Source organism: Bacillus sp. FJAT-27916 (assembly GCF_001183965.1).
Taxonomy (GTDB): Bacteria; Bacillota; Bacilli; order Bacillales; family Pradoshiaceae; genus Pradoshia.
The window spans coordinates 2,941,693-2,960,086 of the sequence record NZ_LFZV01000001.1; the positions used below are offsets into that span (position 1 = coordinate 2,941,693).

An 18,394-nucleotide genomic window follows, 5' to 3' on the forward strand; every position below is an offset into this window, starting at 1 on the left:
TAAGTTATCGTTATGTTACAAATATATTTCAAAATGTCGTTATGTATCACAATTTGGGGTTTTATCAGGATTAACAGCCTATATTTCTTCCATATACATCCATTTATGTCAATGAGGGATTCATATTGACGTAGAACCATAACTAGACAAGCAACCGACCATATTCTTCACCATAATTATACTTATATAATAAAATACTTATTTAAAAGGCAGCCATTCTGTCCCCCGGCTGCCTCCTGACTAGTCGATGATTCCCATTCTAATAGACTTGACGGCTACCTCTGTACGGTTTTTAGCATTTAGGCGCTTCATGATGGTTGATATATAATCTCTGACCGTATACTCACTTAAATAGAGCTTGACGGCTGCCTCGGTGGTAGAAGCACCTTCAGCCAGCAATTTAATGACCTCAATTTCCCTTGGAGAGAAGCTGAGCTCCTCCCCTGCTTCCAAATCTCCTTTCACATAATCAGGCTTCATATATCTTAGCATCAATTCCCCTGCACTTTGTCCGAACTTCATTAAGGCGGGAAACAGCGTACGGTCGACCGGGAAGTGTTTGCCTGGTCCTTGGTCCAAGAGGACGCCACCAATCATTTGTCCTTCTTCCGGCACATAGATTGGAACAATCAGCAAGGAGGCTAAATTAAAATGCTTTACGACCTTTTCCGGGAATCCAAACGCTGCATCCTCGATATAAATGGGCTGAAAGTTCCTCATCGTATGACCAACCGGCTTCAGCAAATTCAACTTAAGCTGAATGGCTGGAATATCAATCATTTGCTCTCGAATGGCCTTCACCTCTTCCTTATCAAGATGATGTGCATACAATCCGACAGCAATTTGTTCCATATTTGAAAAACGGAATAAGGCTGATCTCTCAAATGGGAGAAATTCACCGAATCCAAAACAGATATTCTCACATGACTGCTCTAGTGTTTGCGATTTGATAATCCATTCATTAAAGAGGATGACCGCATCCTTCCATTGGGTAGAATAGGACTTCTCATGCTGATCAATCAAACTGAACAGCATGGACATGCTTTCATGCAGGAACCCATTCTCACAGCCAATCAATAAAAGCTCATTTTCATATGTAATTGGCAGGGTAGAATGGTCAATTCCAAACGCATTCAGCACATCATACCATGTCGGAAAGCAGTTCTCCTTGAGCGTTTCTTTCTTTCCATGAATCTTTTTGATAGAAAAACAATCTGGCTGCTCCTCTACCCGCACAATCCACTCAATTTTCAAGTTGGCATTCTGAATTAGACTTTCACACAATTTGTCTAAATTCATTTCATCCTCCGTATCCAGGTTCACCAATACCTCACTAAGCTTCGTAAATAAATAATGAATAGACGGATGAAGCTTGGACGAAAATTCAATATGCTCTTTTAGGACAGTGTGCGTTGCATTCTCCAAGAGATTTAAGATATGGATGATTTTCTCCGCCGCTGGCTGATAGGCAAAATACTCAAGTGCATCCTCTCTCATCCTGCTCAAAATAGAGGTTGCCTCCACTCCATACCGATTCGCCATCATATAAGCACCGAGCCGATCAATGATGAACGCACAAGTTTCAATATACCGATCATTGACCTCGCCCAAATCATCCTTTACCCCATTCCACTCGGCTAGCAGCTCGTCCTCATACTCCGCCATCAGCTTAATGGCCTTTGATAACAATGTGTTCATATGATTCGTTAAAGACTTAGACATCCATCATTCACCTCATTTTCATCTAAAAACAGCTATTTGTGTATGATTCGCTAACCATTTGGTAAATTCCTCTTCCACAAAATATCATTCGTCTCGTTTCGACAAAAATCATTTACTCCTTCCCATCCAAAGCGAAAAAAGCTACAAATGTAGGTATTCACGAAGGGTAGATTAACACATAAAATTGTGGAAGAAGGTGGAAACGCTTACGAAACAAGCATCCGTACAGGCATATTCCCACTTCCGAATACCGTTATCAAGAATGAATGAGGAGGAATGTTGATGAACACTGATGCTGAGGTAGTTCAATTGGGCGGCCATACGGCCAGAAAAACTTTTTGGGTAGCACTTCTTAGCGGATTCTTATTCTTTGGGGGACTCTTAACCTACTTCGGCATGAGTGGCACCATCTTTGCCGCTGCCATTGGCGGCATGGGAGAATTCAACGTCAAGTTTGATCGTATGGAAGGGACAGATTTTAAGCTATTGGGCGGATTAGCTGATACAGCCGAAAAGAAAAATGGCGCAGTCGTTGCGACAAACAGAATCAAGGACGTAAAAATCCAAGGTTTGGTCATCACAAAGGAGATTCCCGCTCTTGGTGTGCGTGTTGTTGTTAAATCTGATCCTAAACAAACCGTCGAAATCAAAGGCCTCATTCAAAAGGCAACCCAAATCGACGGCGATGCCAAATTTGAGAAGCTGACCATGCAAGAAAACTATGTAGGAGACATTAAGGACCCGCAAGAGAAGATTGCGGAAGAATTCACCCAAGTTGCTCCAAAAATCGTCTTAACAGATGCAACACTGAAAACGCTTTATCTTTATCAGGATTCTTTAACCTTGCCTGGCATGAAAGTTTATTTCGAGAAATTGTAATCTATCAAATATGGAATTGGGATGATGAACATGGCTAAATCACTTTCAAATAACACAAAGAGACAACGATTCCGTAATTGGAGAAAAAGCCGGCCGTTTTGGGGAGCAGCACTTGCTCTCCTTTCCGGCTTAATTATTCTATATGTTCCATTGCAGCTCATTGAGATTGCCGCATTGCCGGGAACGACCCTTTTTATTGGTTTCTTCCTTGGAGGCATGGTCCTGCTCGGCGGAATAATGACTTATATTATGCCGCAATTCTCTGTCTTTTTCGGACCTTTCGTCATGGTCAGTGCCATCCTTTCGATCATGGGAGCGATGGGCGGTCTTGTAATCGGTACTCTGCTCGGCATTATCGGCGGCTCCATGATTATGGCTTGGCGGCCATATCCAAAGGCTTCAGCAAAAAGGAAAAGGAAGGATCAAACGAACAAAGAGGAAAAGAAAATCGCAGCTGGCCAGAATACCGTGATTCATAAATAATACGTTAGGTACTTAGGAATGGTGATGATATTGAATCGTATGAAAAAATCAGTACTAGCAGTCATCATAAGCATCTTCACACTCTATCTCTTCACCGCTTCTTCACCACCGATCTTAGCCAGTTCCTCTGGTACAGACGGATTTATCATAGAAGCTGAAGAAATTACCGGTACATTGGGTGTTCCATTGATTGTCATCGGAGAAACGGCAACCCGCAAGGCAGTGCCGATGATTGACCTAGCAATGGATAATCTCGAGATTAAAGACCTTGTCATCAAGAAGGTCACCCAAACACCCAATGGCCCGGTCACGACAGTCATAAAGTCAGGCGGAGTCACTAAATTAAAGAAAATGAGAGTCCGCATCACCAATATTGAATTAGGAGGCATCTTCATCCCTAAGCTTGGTTATCTCGGAATGAAGGATGTGAAGCTATTAGCCTATAAGCAAACAGCAGATTATGCTGACCTGCCAAGCTTCTCCCTAAATTATGAGACCGGAAATGCAAATCAAATGAAGGATGAAGGGGAAGAAGGCTTAAAGGAAATCATTAAAAGCCTCCAAAACGGCGGCAAGAAAGAGGAAGATGAACAAGAAGAAGCAGATGAGGAGAAAGATTCAACAACTGATGAGGAAAAACAGCCTGATGAGCAGATAAATACGGATAAGGAAGAGCCCGAAGAACCTGCGAAACCAGATGCTGACCCTAAGACAGACCCAGCTGTTGAAGAAGAAACGGCAGACGATCCTGAAACAGAAGCACCAGCTGAGCCAGGGAAAGAGGAAGATGAGGTGAAGCCTGAAGACCCGCCAAATGAAGAGCCTCCACCTAATCAAGGAGAGAAGGACAATGGCGATCAAGCTCCAGGTGATCCAAATACACAGATAACGAAGTAAAGCTGCCAAACCGGCAGCTTTTCATTATATCTTTATTGTTCGGGAAAACGATAGATTTCAAGTGGAGTATCACTTTTCACATATAAAGGATGTCTTGGATGGCCATCCTTTGTTACGCCAAGACAATAGGGTGTATAGCCTTTGAACCACTCTGCCAGTTCACCATAATCCTTATGATGGATCGTACAATTCTCTCCCCACCCTACCAGTATTTTCGCCCCGCTGTGCAAGGCATTCTCAAGATAGAATTGGTTCTCTGGACCAGTCGCTTCTTCCATGGATAATTCCTTCAGCTCCCTCCAGTTTGTGGAACGATAAGCATACACATTTACGAGCTCCATGGAGCCGCAATCCATTTTCTTTGCAAAGGAGATGCAACGCTGCGTTGTCCGGTCATCAAGGGCTTCATCTGCCGTGCTAGGATTTAAAAGGACAAAAACGGCTTTATTTAAATTATAGTCATCCCATTCCCTTTTAAGAGAATACCGATAATTCCCTTTAATGATAGCACTATATTTCAAACCATCTCCTCCTCCCGTCTCTTCTTACTATATATAATCTGCCTCCCTCACTTTTATGATGGGGACACCATTTATATTTTGGCAAAGAAAAGACAAAACACCTGACCCTTAAGTAAGAGGGCCAGTAACGGTTACAAAACGAAGGCAAACAGCACAGGGAGTGAAATCAAGCTTAGAACGGTTGTCACAAATGTACACACGGAAACAAACTCCGGTTCGGTGTTAAATTGAATGGCATACATCGTCGTATTAGCAGCAGACGGCATTCCTGCCATAATAACCATCAATTGTTTGAGCAGCGCATCCACCGGGAGAAAAAAAGCGATTCCCCACGCAATGACAGGAGCAGCAGCTAGCTTAATCATGACGGCGTATAATATTTTTTCTCTCTCCACATTCTTTAAGGAAATCTTCGCAAGCTGCATTCCTAAGACAAGCATAATGGTCGGAATAGCTGCATTCCCAACAAGGTCTATTGTTGTCATGAATGAGGATCCAATCGTGATGCCAGTGACTTGGAAGAGCCAGCCTGCCAATGCTCCATAAACGATTGGCATCCTCATCACTACACCAAGCGTATCCTTAAAGCCTCCGCCAATATCGCTGCCGCGTGCGGCAAAATAGATGCCGACTGTTGCCATTACAATGGTCTGAATCACCATTAGAATAACAGCGTAATCAAAACCAGCCGCTCCAAATAGCAATAAAGCTACCGGGGTACCATAATTTCCATTATTCATAAAAACAGAGCCAAGAATGAGCCCGCATTTCTCCTTAATGGAATACCCTCTAATATAGGAAATAAGATAAATGATTAGAATCAATGCGATGCAAAGGGTCAATGCAAATACCGTGATATACAAATAATCGATGTTTACGATATTCGTATAAAAGGTCTTAAATACAAGGACCGGGGTCATAATATACAAGGACATGGCTGATATGGATTTCGGGTCAAACCCGATTTTTTTCTCTCCTATGTAGCCTAGAATAAAAATCGCAAAGACAGGAATTAATACATTAAAAAAAGCCAACTTTCTTACCCTTCTCTCTTCCATTTCCTGATACAAGTACTACTTTGACTATATCACAACGAAGAGCCGCTAAACCCCCGTCAATAAATTTCTGGTAAACTTTCATATTTTTTCAATGCAATGATAATGATATGATAATAGAAAAAAACGCCATTTTGGGGGAATTGAAATGAATATGGGGCAGCAATTATTTACGCCTTATAAAGGTTTACCGAAGGAGATTTACATCATTTTTGTTGCCAGGGTCATGAACAGTCTTGGTGGATTTGTTAATCCATTGCTTGTATTAATCCTAACTCAGAAAGTCGGCTTGGATACAGGCATTGCTGGTACATATATTACCTTTATCTCCTTCATCGCTGTACCCGGGATGATTCTTGGAGGAAAGCTGGCCGATTCATTTGGCCGGAAATGGATTATCTGCATCTGCCAAGGATTGGGGGCATCCATTTACATCGCTGCTGGATTTATCTCCCCTTCCATGACAATGGTCTATATGATCATGGGAGCATCCTTTTTCTTCATCATGTGTTCACCAGCCTATGATGCCATTCTTGCAGATCTCACAAACCCGGATAATCGGAAAGGGGCCTATTCCCTCCTATATATGGGTTGGAACTTAGGGTTTGCCATCGGTCCCGCCATAGCCGGCCTGCTGTTCAAAGATTATCTATCTCTTATCTTCCTCATTGACGGCATATGTACCCTGCTCGCAACCACACTGATTGTTATCTTCATTAAAGAATCAAAAAGCGCAGCTGTAGAGCCAGAAAGAATATTAGAGCGTACCGTCGAAGGCTCCATCTTCAAGGTCCTGCTTTCACGACCGCTTTTGATTATGTTCGCCCTAATCCTGCTTTGCATCGAGTTTGCCTATACACAGTGGTCCTTCTCTATTCCTCTGCATTTAGGTGAATTATTCGGGGATGTCGGTGCTTCTTATTTCGGCATTCTTGCTTCCTTCAACGGAATCTTAGTGATTGTCTTTACACCGTTTCTGACGAAAATCACCCAGAAAGCCCGTCCAATCCGTGTTATTGCAGGAGGTGCCCTTTGTTATGCCCTTGCCTTTGGCATGCTTGCTTTTACAATGATTCTCCCCTTGTTCTATTTATCTATCTTCATCATGACTGTCGGAGAGATTCTAATCGCCATCAACGCATCCACATTCATGGCTAATATGACACCCGCATCCCATAGAGGAAGGATGAGCAGCATTCTTCCTCTCGTTATCGGAACAGGGAATGCAGTCAGTCCAATGGTTATGGGGAATTATATTTCAGCCAATTCAATTGCCTCGGCATGGATCATGATTGGCACACTCAGCTTGCTGTCAGCGGCTTTGATGTGGTTTTTGCAAAACGTTGCGAATAAATATTTTACCCCTGCTCCAAGTAATAAGATCTCTCATTAAATAGAAAAAAAGGCTGAGGCATAACTAAATTCGCTGTATCCAAAACCATATAATCAATTGTATAAAGCAAAAAAACCGAACTATTACGAATGATGCTTAAACGGCCCTTCATAATAGTTCGGCTTTTAAAATGGCTGAAACCTTTTATCCCAGTCTCATTTACATATAAATTTTACTTATACCCAAATTTTTTTACTTTATTCTACTTAAACCGACATATTTTTCAAAATATTCCCGAATATTATTTATGTTCAGATATAGAAATAGAACAGTAGATAAAAGGGGAGTCTTCTTATCATGAGAATGATTAAGAATTTTGTTTACAATCACAGCTATACGATTATATTCATTATTTTATGTTATCTCGTCGCTCTAGCCAGCATTTTCAGTTAATCGTATTTCAAAAAATTATGTATGCATTACTGCACTTGCTTCTTGCGTATAATCATATGGAGGCATTTCTCGTTGCTTCACAGCATCAATAATTTTGTAATTCCCATGTCGTACAACCGTTCTTGTTGTTTCAAGTTTCAATTCATTTGCATATGCCTGCGAGATTTCAACAATACAGGTTACTTCTCTCAGCGAGATGATTTGGCCAATGACAAATAAGTTGCCTCTCTTGAAATGAATCACATCACCAATCTTGCCAATTTCCTTTTGTGCATACATGGCTCAAAATCTCCTTTTCACTAAATTGTTATTGGTCAAATAAGCAATCACATAGTTACTATCGGAGAGCTTTCATGAATATTTACACTTAAGTTTGATTTTTTCATTTGTACATTTTCCTTATTTTGGTTAAAATCAAAGAAAAGAACTGTTATCGATCCATATTGCCTTAAAGGAAGGTGTAGTTATTGGAACATCAGCAGTTATTCTTTTCCAGTGATATGAGCAGTCATAAACCGAATACGATCCACAACAAATCGACTGAGTGTCCCTTCTGCAAGCCGGATGAATTACAAAATATTCTGGCAAGAGAAGGAGAAATCATTTGGCTCATGAACAAGTATCCCACCCTTAAAGATACGTACCAAACCGTCATCATCGAAACAGATGAATGCACCTCAGATATGAGGAGTTACTCCCGGTCACATATGAGAAGATTAATGAACTTCTGCCTGAATAAATGGCAGGAGGTCGAGGATACAGAGGAGTATGAATCTGTCATCTTATTCAAGAATCATGGACCATATTCAGGAGGAAGCCTTCTTCATCCCCATATGCAAATCATCGGAATGAAGCATGTAGATTACCATCAAAATATCAGCATGACTGACTTCGAAGGAACAAATGTCTTTACCTGCGGTGGTGTAGAGATGACGATTTCCGCATACCCCATCATTGGGTTTACGGAATTTAATCTCCTGACCGCAGCAGACAATGTGGCAGATACGTTTCCTGATATGCTGCAAATACTTATCCGCTATATATTAAATGGCTTTCATAAAGCCTGCAACAGCTATAATCTATTCTTTTACCGCTTCCAAGATAAGATCATTTGCAAGGCCATCCCACGTTTTGTTGTCTCTCCATTATTTGTCGGATACAAGATTCCACAGGTCCTAATGGATAGAGATTTGAATCGTATGAAAGATGAGCTATTTGAACTTTATTCAGCCTATGCTAGGAGCTAGCATGCTTAGCCTGCCAGCTAGGCTTATTTTATTGGTACTTGACCTTTTCCGCATTCCTGAAACAGCCCTCCAAACACTTGATGGCTTATATTGAAAACATGAGAAACTTACCATTATGAGCATAATAAAAAGCGGAATGCATCGCATCCGCCCCAAATGTCTCCATTACACCATATTTTCTTCAAAGGAATCGTCACACGGAATCAAAAAAGGATGTGTGTTACTAACAAACACCGCCTGGTTCCACTCATCCCGAGCGACCTCCATTCAATGTGGCTGCGAGTCGTTCATTCTGCCGTTAGAATAGATCTATCCGGCACTGTCAAACGGTTGAGCTATCATTTATGAGAATGATTTCTACATTGGCCAATCGTATACTTTCCGTTTCTCTCGCAAAAAGGACTTCGCTTATACACTGGGACAATCATGCTCCTATTTCTTCAGCTTTTTACGTTCTTCGTCTTCCATTTAATATATTCTACTAATGCCCTGTATTCTTCCATGTCCTCCTTTTCAATCACAGTCGTCTTCAATTCCTCAATCAAATCAATCAGCTCTTCATTCAGGTTTTCACTTTGATCCATTTGCTGCTCAATCTTCAGCAATGTCTTCAAATCAACATGCAAGACGAGCGCAAGCCTCTTAAGAACTTCAATAGAAGGATTCTGATTGACGCCCCGCTCGATATTGCTCAAGTAAGATTTCGATATCCCCGCATTTACTGCCAGCTGAGTCAAGGTCATCCCTTTTCTCTTCCGTATTTGCTGAATGTTTTTTCCGATCATGGAAATCTCCTTTCCGAAATGGATCCGGCCTTTTTAGGCAATCGACGACTTAACCTATCTATTTAAACGATCTATGTCGTGACAGAGTTAATAACTCGCATTGGCATTAAATCCGCCACCCTTTTCTTTCTTATACACCCTTGCTGGAACCGCTAAAGCCTGTGCAAATTCAGGAACATCCGCTGTCACCGTTGCACCTGCTCCCACTACAGCCCAGCGCCCAATTTCCACATCGGGTATAACCGTTGCATTCGCCCCAACCAATACACCTTGGTTTACTTTAACCCCGCTAGTCAAGCATGCACGCGGTGATATTTGGACAAAATCATCTATATGGCAATCATGTTCAACGACAGAAGCGGTATTAATGATGCCGTGCTTGCCAATCTTCGCTTCCGCATTCACGACGGCCCCCGGCATCACGACCGTGCCAACTCCTATCTCAGCATTCGGGCTCACGATCGCACGCTTGGAAATGACGGATGTATAGCAGTCATCCGCTAGATTCAACTGATTAACCACCGTTTTTCTTGTTAAATTATCACTAATTGTGATAACGAGCCTCGCACAGAACACATGACTTAAGAGAGATTTAGCCGCAGCAATCGGCCCATAATAAATGTCACCCTTCTTAAACAGCTTTTCATATCGGTTATCCAAGTACGCAGCAATCCTGTCAGGAGCTGTGCTTTCAATCATATCTTTGACAACCTTGCTATGACCGTCATCTCCCACTAATATATAATTCATCTAATTCCCACTCCTTGAGTTCGGACGGTTTCAATATAGAAACACAGTCGTCTCCCCCTTCGATTCACTTCCTTATGATGATATTTCTGGTATTCAAGGACAAAGAAAGCACATGGAAATCCTACTCTCCATCCCACAGCGCTATCATCACATCAAAAAGCAATGGCTTATGTACAGTACATGGACAAGTACGTTATTATTCTTCCTACCCTTCTTTCCCTTTAATCATTCGGAAAGACATTCCTAAATAATGGAAAATGAGTATCAGGGTAGGTAAATAAAACGAACAGGACTTTCAGCCAAGCTATTCAATTTCATAGGGGGTACTCATATTATAAAGCAAATAATCTATCATCGATATGTCAGGAGGGAACATATTTCAATAGAATTGTATACAAAGCTTCAATAGGATAATCTCTCGCAACCATCTCCTTATTCAGCAAACCCGCTAAATTCTTTATTAAGAACGATAAGATTAAATAAACCAACGTTTCCATCATTGGACAGGAATGTGCCAGGATTGTTATCAGACCTCTGAATCAGTGATTGCTGTTAGATTTATACAAAACGACAATAAACTTGTTTCGTCATTCGTTCATCCTTATAGTCCATATATTGAATAGTCAAATATATACCTTTAAATTGTTCTTTACCAAGAATTTATAGGATAAAAATACCATTTTTCTATTAGACTTGTCAATGTCTCTTCTAAAACAAGAAAAAATTATAGGATTAAATCTAATTAGGAGAGTTTTTGTATACGTATAAAGTGATGAACAATATTTTATTAAAAAAGTTACCAAGGTATATTGACTTTTATCCTGTAAGCATTTATATTAAATATTGTCTTAAACATTTACATATACGATTCCGTAGCTCAGCTGGGAGAGCACCACCTTGACAGGGTGGGGGTCGCTGGTTCGAACCCAGTCGGGATCATACTTTTTGAGAAGGCTTAAACCATATCGGTTTAAGCCTTCTTTCTATTGATTCAGGAAGCGATGTTAAACGGAAATGTTGATTTCCGTTACAGGCGCTCGCTTTCCGTGGGGCGTCCGGGGAGCCTCCTCGCCGCTTTCTGCGTCTGTGGGGTCTCCCCTGTCCGCTGCTCCCACAGGAGTCGAGCGCCTTCCACTACAATCAACGGTGTTTGAAGGTTAGCTTTATTTTTTTAAAGATTTTTAGTAAGAGACATATCTGCATTATTTAACTAACAAAAGACTACTAATAAGAGATTGCATAAGCCCTTTGTTTCCAAAGGCTTCAGCTGTCTCCCTTATTACCGTTAAACCAAAATGTTCACCAAACCGATTTGCTGTCCGCTTCTGCATTTCTTCATTTGTATGGGAATAGATATCGAGTGTAATTCCGACTCGGGCATGTCCAAGCCTCTCACTAACCACTTTCGGATTCTCACCCATCCGCATAAGAATTGTTGCATGAGTATGCCGTAGATTGTGGAATGGCATATAAGGAACCTTCGCCAGTTTGATTAGGCGCTGATACTTTCTTAGAAGGTTGCGCGGTTCCATATATGTGCCTACAGAAGAAGCAATAACGATTCCTAATTCATTTGGTTTCTGCCTTATCTTATATTCCACTAAAGCATCACGGACATCCGGAGAGAGAAAAACTTCTCGTACAGAATGAGCTGTTTTTACTTCCTTCACATATAAGCCCTTCTCATTTGTCCTTACTAATGATTCGACCACATGAATCACACCATTCTCCAGATCAATGTTATTCCATCTAAGCGCCAACAGTTCTCCACGTCTCATTCCAGTGAAAATGGCCAACAGGAATGGAATCAATTCACCCTCCTGCTCGCAGACTTCTAAGAAGGTTTTCGCTTCTTCCACCGTCCATATTTGCTTACGCTGTTTATGAACAGTCGGCGGAGTAGCATCACGAGCAGGATTACTCTTGATTAATCCCCATTTCACAGCTTTCTGCAGAGCTTTTGAGAGGAGATTATGCATCTTTCGTACGGTAGCATTCGCCAAACCCTCCTGTAGCTTGGCATCATAGAACTGATCAATGTCATAGGCTGTAATCTTGGATAACGGAGTAGATTTAAAATACGGAATGAGGAAGTGCAGGAGAAAGCAAGAATGAACTGCACCCTATAAAGTAGACAGCTTAATAAAAAGGGATGTGCCGTGTTTATGCGGCGATGAGATGACTTCGGTAAGCTGCCGGAGTCATCTTCTTTAATGTCCATTGCTTTCTCGTATTGTTATAGTCGTTCCATATAATCATCAATCATATATTTTAGTTCCGCCAAACTGTTTGCCTTCTTGTAAGGAACTTCGTCCTTCATATGTCCAAAGAAGGATTCCATAGGGGCGTTGTCCAGGCAGTTTCCCCTTCGTGACATGGACTGTAAGAGCCCCATCTCTTTCACGCAAGACTGATATTCAGGATGCGTGTAATGAAACCCTTGATCCGAATGAATCATTGCTTCTGGATGTAATTGTTTCTCATAAAAGCTTTCTAACTTGGTTAATGTTCGGTAGACTATCTCCATCCGCAGGCTTGTCGAGAGTTCATAGGCGACGATCTCTCGTGTCGCCACATCTTTCACGCAAGACAAATAAGCCGTCTTCCCACCACGGAATTGCAGGTAGGTGATGTCGGTCAAGAAGACTTTCCCTGGTTCCTGTTGGTCAAACTGGCGGTTCAAATGGTTGGGTACCTGACGGTGAACCTCTGTTGCCTTGGCCATCGTAGGGTAAGGGTTCGCTCTCCGTACCTTGGCAAAAAAGTGAAACTTGCGCATCAATCGAAGGATTTTCTTGTGGTTCATTGGCATTGGCTGACCGGCTTTCTCGGTGACTTCCATATATAAGCCGCGATAACCGATTTTCCCTTGGGCCTCATCATAAATCTCTTTTTGGCGCCATCTATTTCAGCAGATTCATATAGTTCCTTAGGAATGTTCTGCAACCCAGCCAAAAAGTATAATACATTGACTCCCAATCGCTAATCACATCAAATTTGTACTAATATAACAAAAATAGTGCGAGAGAAAGGATAAGAAAAATACTATAGTAGAATTAGTGAAAAACTTCACAAATGATATTAATCCAGATATAACAAGGGAAGAAATCTTCCTTTTTGTTTGAAGGCTACCTGGATATTTCAACGATGTAAGCGTTTTAAAGAGAAAGTAAGAACACTATTATGTGAGGAGAGTTCAACATGAGTCAACAGAATATGGTTATGGATAAGACCGAGCAGTTTCCATGGATGGACAAGTCACTTTCACCACGTGAGCGTGCTGAGAAGCTTGTTGCTGCTATGACTTTGGAGCAAAAGATTGCCCAGCTGCACGGTGCCATGAATACAATCAACATCTATGACTTGCCATCCATGGATGAAATGAATATGATGAGCCCTGAGGAGCAAGAGCGCCTTATGGCTCAAATCCAAGTTCAGCGCCATGTTAAGGGTATTGAAGAGTTGGGTATCCCTCGTTTCCGTATTACAAACGGACCTGTAGGCGTAGGTATGGGGGATGGTCATCCAAGCCCGCCAGCTACTGCACTGCCAATGACAATTGGTCTTGCTGCAGGCTTTGATCCTGAGCTAGCGCGTGAGTACGGGGATATCATTGGTTCTGAGACGGCTACGCTTGGCCAGCATGTTCTTGAAGGACCAGGGGTTTGCCTGCACAGAACGCCAATCGCTGGTCGTAACTTTGAATATTTCTCTGAAGATCCATACCTTTCCGGTGTAATGGGCGTTGAGGTTACGAAAGCGATTCAGGAGCATGACGTTATTGCGATGGGTAAACACTATGCCGTTAACGATCAGGAGTACGAGCGCTTCCGCACAAGTGTTGAGTTAGATGAGCATGTATTGCGCGAGCTTTACCTTCTGCCTTTCGAAATGTTAGTCAAAGACGGTGACATCGCCGCTATAATGAGCGCTTACAACCGTGTTCGCGGTGTGTACGCAACGGAAAGCCGCTACCTTCTTAACGATATCCTTCGTGACGAATGGGGCTTCCAAGGGTATGTACAATCTGACTTCTGGTCTTGCCGTTCTGCTGCTGCATCATTGAATGCTGGTATGGACCATGAAATGCCGGATGCTAAATGGTTGAACGAGACGAATGTGAAGAATGCCCTCCAAGACACGAGCCTTGAAATTGAAACGGTTGACCGTGCATTGGTTCGCCGCTATACACAAATGTTCCGTTTCAATCAATTCGAGCGTCCTTACAATCCAGGTGAGATTGATGCGAAAGGACACGGAGCTAGATCTCGCAAAATCGGTTCTCAAGCTGCCGTTCTTCTCAAAAATGAAGGCGATATTCTGCCGCTTGACCCGAAAGCCTATGCTAATATCGTGATCATTGGTCAATCCGAATTCGTTGATGATGCGTGCAATGGTGGTGGGGGCAGTTCAAAGGTAACTCCGCTCTACACTGTACCACCAGTAGAAGGTATGCAGAATGTACTGCAAGGTCTTGGTTCAGACTCTAAAGTCAGCAAGTTCACAGTTGCTTCCGATTTATCAAATCTTGAAGAAGCAAAAGCTGCTGCAGCTAAAGCAGACATGGTGATCTTAATGGCTGGTTTGGTTGCCTCTGAAGGCTTTGACTTGCCAACACCAAACATGTTGAACGACCAAAACCGCATGGTTGACGAATTGTTGGATATCAATCCGCAAACTGTTGTTGTCATGAAAGACAGCAGCCCAGTCATGATGCCATGGATTTCTAAAGCTAAAGCAGTTCTTGAAGCTTGGAACCAAGGTACTGAAGATGGTCACGTTGTGGCTGATTTACTCTTCGGTGTAGTTAACCCATCAGGTAAGGTTCCTACAACCTATGCGGCATCTGAAAGCGACCTATTATACGCAGGCAAGCCTGAGCGCTACCCTGGTACAGATGAAGGAAACGGCTTCCCAGTTATCCGTTATTCTGAAGGCCTCAACATGGGCTACCGCTGGTTCCAGTCTCAAGGAATTAAGCCATTATTCCCGTTCGGATATGGGCTATCCTACACAACCTTTGAGCTTTCTGGATTCTCAGTCACACCAGAACAAACAGACGGCAAATCTCCTATCACGGTTAAAGTAACCGTAACGAACACAGGAAAAGTGGCTGGAGCTGAAGTTGTTCAAGTATACCTAGGCATTCCTGTCCACGGACAGCCGCCTAAACGTCTAGTTGGCTTCCAAAAAGTTCACCTAGAGCCTAATGAGTCACGTGAAGTAACAATCACAATTGACCCAGCTGCTACGAACCATCCAATGGGCGTATGGGACTACTATGAACATGACTTCGTCGTAAGACCTGGCGAGTACACTGTATATGTTGGGACTTCCAGCGAAGATACTCCTTATAAAGGCACAGTAGTTGTTGAATAAAAGAATGAAGGATTGAATCCGATTAGGGTTCAATCCTTTTTTCTAGTTATCATCCTGTTCCTTTACGTTCAGAATCAACATATGATTAATTCCTTGTCTATTGATATCTCGCCCCCCACTCACACAACTCCTCCAATACCGGCAGCAAAGTATCAGCCTTCTCCGTCAAACTGTATTCCACCTTTGGAGGGATTTGCGGGTATTCCTTCCGTTTCACCAGCCCATCTGCCTCCAATTCCTTTAGTTGCGAACTCAATGTTTTATACGTGATGGCTCCTATCTGCTTTTTTAAAGCATTGAAGCGTACCGGCTGGTTTTCCGCCAGCAGATAAATGATTACCATCTTCCATTTGCCCCCGATGACAGATATGGTGTAACCGAATGGTGTGTCTTCAATCTTTTTCACTTTCCCTTTATACTCCTCCATGCCCATCTTCCCACTATCCTTTCAGGTAGTATCTATCAATAAAGTGCGTACTACCTTTCTATTTGTTTCCAGTTTATACTGAACATACTTTAATGGAAAGGGGTCATAAACATGATTAAAACATATAACCATGGAGTGTCTTGGGAGGAAGCTTTCGGGCTTACGCAAGGTTACATGGCCAATGATACCATCTACATCTCAGGCCAATTTTCTCATAGTATGGATGGATCATTTGTTGGAGAGGGCGATTTTGAGGCACAAGCAAGGCAGACACTGAAAAATCTTGATTCCGTGCTTGCTGGTTTCGGAGTCACCAGATCTAATATTGCTGAGATGGAGATCTTCCTGACAAAGCCAGAAGAGCATTTTGAACAGTGTGTCACTCTATTCAAAGAATATGTTGGCGACCACCAGCCAGCTGGTACTCTCGTTGGCACCTCAGGCTTGGCGTTTCCACATCAATTGATTGAAATACGTGCCGTCGCACACACCAACTAACATAAATCTAAAACATGATTTGTTTGATGACAAAGCGGGGAATCGATTCGATCCCCCGCTCCTTACTGAAAATAGTATATAAATCAAGCTGTTTTCTCTAATCCCTCACCATTTCTATCCGCTGATTTCTTCTTTCCTCTTCTCTTTGACACCTTCTTAAACAATCCAGCTAATCCGCTTGGGAAACCGAGAATGACGAAGATGTACAGCAATCCAAGGAGAATGGTCCAACGTTCGAAGATTGGGTAGGTTGAGCCTAGTTCAGATAAATAATGCTGCAGGTATTCGATGATGCCGGCTCCTGCTATGGCACCGACGAGCGTTCCTACTCCGCCAATCATAGTCATTAAGAGGGCATCCAATGTGACATCGATTGAGAAAACAGTCGTGTTGACAAAGCGCAGGGTAACCACGTAAAGCCCTCCACTTACAGCTGCAGTCGTACCGGCGACGATGCTCGCGATAACCTTATAGTGCAGCGTTTTATATCCTAGCGCTTCTGCTCTTTGTTCATTTTGTGATATCGCCTTTAGAACTTTCCCAGCTGAGGATTCGGTGAAAAGTTTTAATAAGATAAATAGAACGATCAGACAAATGAAGGTAATGTAATAGAAAGAGAGACGGTCTCTAAAGAGATCAGGGACCATGAAGGTAAATCCGTCTCCTCCATGGGTCAATGTCCGCCATTTTTCAGCTAGGACAAGGAATAACTGAGAGAAGGCCAATGTTAGCATCGCGTAGAAATGGCTTTTCAATCTAAGCGAGAGCATTCCAATGATATAGCTAATGACGACGGCTAATACAAGGGCGATGGCCATCCCTGCTGCAAATGACATTAGTTCCCCGCCCTGCCTATCAAATAATAATGCCACGCTATAAGCACCAATACCAAAGAAGAGGCAATGGCCAAATGAGACGATTCCGGTATACCCTAACAAAATATCAAAGCTCATCGCGAAAATGGCAAAAATAAAGACCTGTGTGAGTAAAATAAGCATACTTCGCGAATCATTTACAAACGGGATAACAGCCAAGAATGCCACGACAACAAGCCCAATCACAAAAGATCGGTTATTCGATAACACCCGCATCTATACCTCGCCCTCCTCTCCAAACAAACCAGAAGGCTTCACTAATAAGACAAAAGCAAGCAGCAGCATATTGAGCGCCAGAGAAAAGTCAGGCAGATAATAGGCCATAAATGCTCCAGCCAGGCCGACGATCAAGGAAGCGACAGCCGACCCCTTCAAATTGCCCATGCCGCCGATAATGACAACGACAAATGCCAATATCGCATATTGCATCCCCATTTCTGCAAATACGACTCCTGAATAGGGTGCAAGCAAGACACCGCCAAGTGCCGCGACGCCTGCTCCGAGCAAAAACACGAAGGAAAAGAGTGATTTGACATTGATACCAAGCGCTTGCACCATTTCTTTATCCATCACTCCTGCCCTAATCATGAGTCCGAGCTTAGTCTTATTCAAAAGGAGCATTAAGAGAATGTAAATCAAAATACCAACCAGGATAACAAAAAGACGATATTTAATCAAAATGATTCCACCTAATTGATAGCTTCCTGAAAGCCATTCAGGCAATGGGGCTCGAATCGGATTCGGTCCCCAAATAACTTTAAGCATCTCACTTAAGACCAGCATGCCTCCAAGCGTAATCAAGAGTTGTCTGACGTGATTTCCATAGACAGGCCTAATCAGGAATTTCTCTAAAACCCAGCCCAATGCCATTCCAATAACGACGGCACCTAGCATGGATATGAGAAAGCTTCCCGTTTCAGCAAATATCCATACCCCGGAAAAAGCTCCCCAGGCAAACAACCCCCCATGAGCAAAATTCAGGACACTCATTAGGCCAAAGATAAGAGTTAGACCAGAAGCAAGCAGAAAAACAAGCATTCCGGTCGATATTCCATTCACGAATAAATTGACTAAAATGTCCATTGTTCTC

General features: G+C 42.5%; 17 protein-coding genes, 1 tRNA gene and 2 pseudogenes. 8 read left to right on the forward strand and 12 right to left on the reverse strand.

Annotated elements, in window-relative coordinates; translation table 11 throughout:
* Positions 1-240: 240 nt before the first annotated feature.
* On the reverse strand, positions 241-1,722 hold the full coding sequence (locus AC622_RS20445; RefSeq protein WP_053103767.1) for a LuxR C-terminal-related transcriptional regulator: 1,482 nt from the start codon (positions 1,720-1,722) through the stop codon (positions 241-243).
* A 282-nt stretch (positions 1,723-2,004) separates the two neighbouring features.
* Here AC622_RS20445 and AC622_RS14320 point away from each other — a divergent pair, with 282 nt between their 5' ends.
* From AC622_RS14320 to AC622_RS14330, 3 genes are read left to right on the forward strand one after another with little or no spacing between them, the layout of a single operon-like run.
* Entirely contained in the window at positions 2,005-2,601 is a 597-nt protein-coding gene (locus tag AC622_RS14320; RefSeq protein WP_049671678.1) for a DUF6230 family protein, read from the forward strand.
* A 30-nt stretch (positions 2,602-2,631) separates the two neighbouring features.
* Complete coding sequence (locus tag AC622_RS14325; protein WP_053103768.1) at positions 2,632-3,084, forward strand: DUF6114 domain-containing protein; 453 nt, start codon at positions 2,632-2,634, stop codon at positions 3,082-3,084.
* Between the two features lie 30 nt (positions 3,085-3,114).
* The gene (locus AC622_RS14330; protein ID WP_156185637.1) at positions 3,115-3,981 is read left to right on the forward strand and encodes a hypothetical protein; all 867 of its coding nucleotides are present in this window, start codon (positions 3,115-3,117) and stop codon (positions 3,979-3,981) included.
* 32 nt (positions 3,982-4,013) lie between these two features.
* Here the strand turns inward: AC622_RS14330 and AC622_RS14335 are convergent, their stop codons facing one another.
* Together AC622_RS14335 and AC622_RS14340 are read right to left on the reverse strand one after the other, a co-directional pair.
* A complete protein-coding gene (locus tag AC622_RS14335; protein ID WP_049671681.1) occupies positions 4,014-4,502 on the reverse strand; it encodes a DUF1643 domain-containing protein in 489 nt (162 codons plus the stop codon).
* A 131-nt stretch (positions 4,503-4,633) separates the two neighbouring features.
* Positions 4,634-5,536, reverse strand: a complete 903-nt coding sequence (locus AC622_RS14340; RefSeq protein WP_049671682.1) for an AEC family transporter — start codon at positions 5,534-5,536, stop codon at positions 4,634-4,636.
* 169 nt (positions 5,537-5,705) lie between these two features.
* Here AC622_RS14340 and AC622_RS14345 point away from each other — a divergent pair, with 169 nt between their 5' ends.
* Entirely contained in the window at positions 5,706-6,950 is a 1,245-nt protein-coding gene (locus AC622_RS14345; protein WP_197089941.1) for an MFS transporter, read from the forward strand.
* A 408-nt stretch (positions 6,951-7,358) separates the two neighbouring features.
* Here AC622_RS14345 and AC622_RS14350 read toward each other — a convergent pair whose 3' ends face one another.
* Positions 7,359-7,622 (reverse strand): DUF2187 family protein, encoded by a 264-nt coding sequence (locus AC622_RS14350; RefSeq protein WP_049671683.1) that lies wholly within the window; start codon positions 7,620-7,622, stop codon positions 7,359-7,361.
* Positions 7,623-7,810: 188 nt separating this feature from the next.
* On the opposite strand from AC622_RS14350, the gene AC622_RS14355 reads away from it, so the two are divergent.
* On the forward strand, positions 7,811-8,590 hold the full coding sequence (locus tag AC622_RS14355) for a DUF4931 domain-containing protein (protein WP_049671684.1): 780 nt from the start codon (positions 7,811-7,813) through the stop codon (positions 8,588-8,590).
* A gap of 440 nt (positions 8,591-9,030) precedes the next feature.
* Here the strand turns inward: AC622_RS14355 and AC622_RS14360 are convergent, their stop codons facing one another.
* Both AC622_RS14360 and AC622_RS14365 read right to left on the reverse strand, forming a co-directional pair.
* Positions 9,031-9,375, reverse strand: a complete 345-nt coding sequence (locus AC622_RS14360) for a helix-turn-helix domain-containing protein (RefSeq protein ID WP_049671685.1) — start codon at positions 9,373-9,375, stop codon at positions 9,031-9,033.
* 87 nt (positions 9,376-9,462) lie between these two features.
* Positions 9,463-10,125 (reverse strand): acetyltransferase, encoded by a 663-nt coding sequence (locus tag AC622_RS14365; RefSeq protein ID WP_049671686.1) that lies wholly within the window; start codon positions 10,123-10,125, stop codon positions 9,463-9,465.
* Between the two features lie 866 nt (positions 10,126-10,991).
* Between AC622_RS14365 and AC622_RS14370 the strand changes: the two genes are divergently transcribed.
* A tRNA-Val gene (locus tag AC622_RS14370) sits at positions 10,992-11,064 on the forward strand.
* A gap of 263 nt (positions 11,065-11,327) precedes the next feature.
* Here the strand turns inward: AC622_RS14370 and AC622_RS14375 are convergent.
* The 3 genes and pseudogenes from AC622_RS14375 to AC622_RS21695 all read right to left on the reverse strand — a co-directional run.
* Entirely contained in the window at positions 11,328-12,128 is an 801-nt protein-coding gene (locus tag AC622_RS14375) for a tyrosine-type recombinase/integrase (protein ID WP_156185638.1), read from the reverse strand.
* A 160-nt stretch (positions 12,129-12,288) separates the two neighbouring features.
* Positions 12,289-13,018: pseudogene (locus AC622_RS14380) on the reverse strand (IS3 family transposase); the annotation flags it as partial.
* Positions 13,006-13,104, reverse strand: a pseudogene (locus tag AC622_RS21695) (arabinose transporter permease); the annotation flags it as partial. The pseudogenes AC622_RS14380 and AC622_RS21695, both read right to left, overlap by 13 nt.
* Before the next feature lie 222 nt (positions 13,105-13,326).
* On the opposite strand from AC622_RS21695, the gene AC622_RS14385 reads away from it, so the two are divergent.
* A complete protein-coding gene (locus AC622_RS14385; RefSeq protein ID WP_049671688.1) occupies positions 13,327-15,504 on the forward strand; it encodes a beta-glucosidase family protein in 2,178 nt (725 codons plus the stop codon).
* A 97-nt stretch (positions 15,505-15,601) separates the two neighbouring features.
* Here AC622_RS14385 and AC622_RS14390 read toward each other — a convergent pair whose 3' ends face one another.
* The gene (locus tag AC622_RS14390) at positions 15,602-15,937 is read right to left on the reverse strand and encodes a winged helix-turn-helix transcriptional regulator (RefSeq protein ID WP_049671689.1); all 336 of its coding nucleotides are present in this window, start codon (positions 15,935-15,937) and stop codon (positions 15,602-15,604) included.
* 105 nt (positions 15,938-16,042) lie between these two features.
* Between AC622_RS14390 and AC622_RS14395 the strand changes: the two genes are divergently transcribed.
* Positions 16,043-16,429, forward strand: a complete 387-nt coding sequence (locus AC622_RS14395) for a RidA family protein (RefSeq protein WP_442853808.1) — start codon at positions 16,043-16,045, stop codon at positions 16,427-16,429.
* Between the two features lie 83 nt (positions 16,430-16,512).
* On the opposite strand, the gene AC622_RS14400 is transcribed toward AC622_RS14395, so the two are convergent.
* Both AC622_RS14400 and AC622_RS14405 read right to left on the reverse strand, forming a co-directional pair.
* Positions 16,513-17,520: a branched-chain amino acid ABC transporter permease gene (locus AC622_RS14400; RefSeq protein ID WP_049671691.1), complete on the reverse strand. Its 1,008-nt coding sequence runs from the start codon at positions 17,518-17,520 to the stop codon at positions 16,513-16,515.
* Positions 17,521-18,387 (reverse strand): branched-chain amino acid ABC transporter permease, encoded by an 867-nt coding sequence (locus AC622_RS14405; protein WP_049671692.1) that lies wholly within the window; start codon positions 18,385-18,387, stop codon positions 17,521-17,523.
* Positions 18,388-18,394 lie beyond the last annotated feature (7 nt).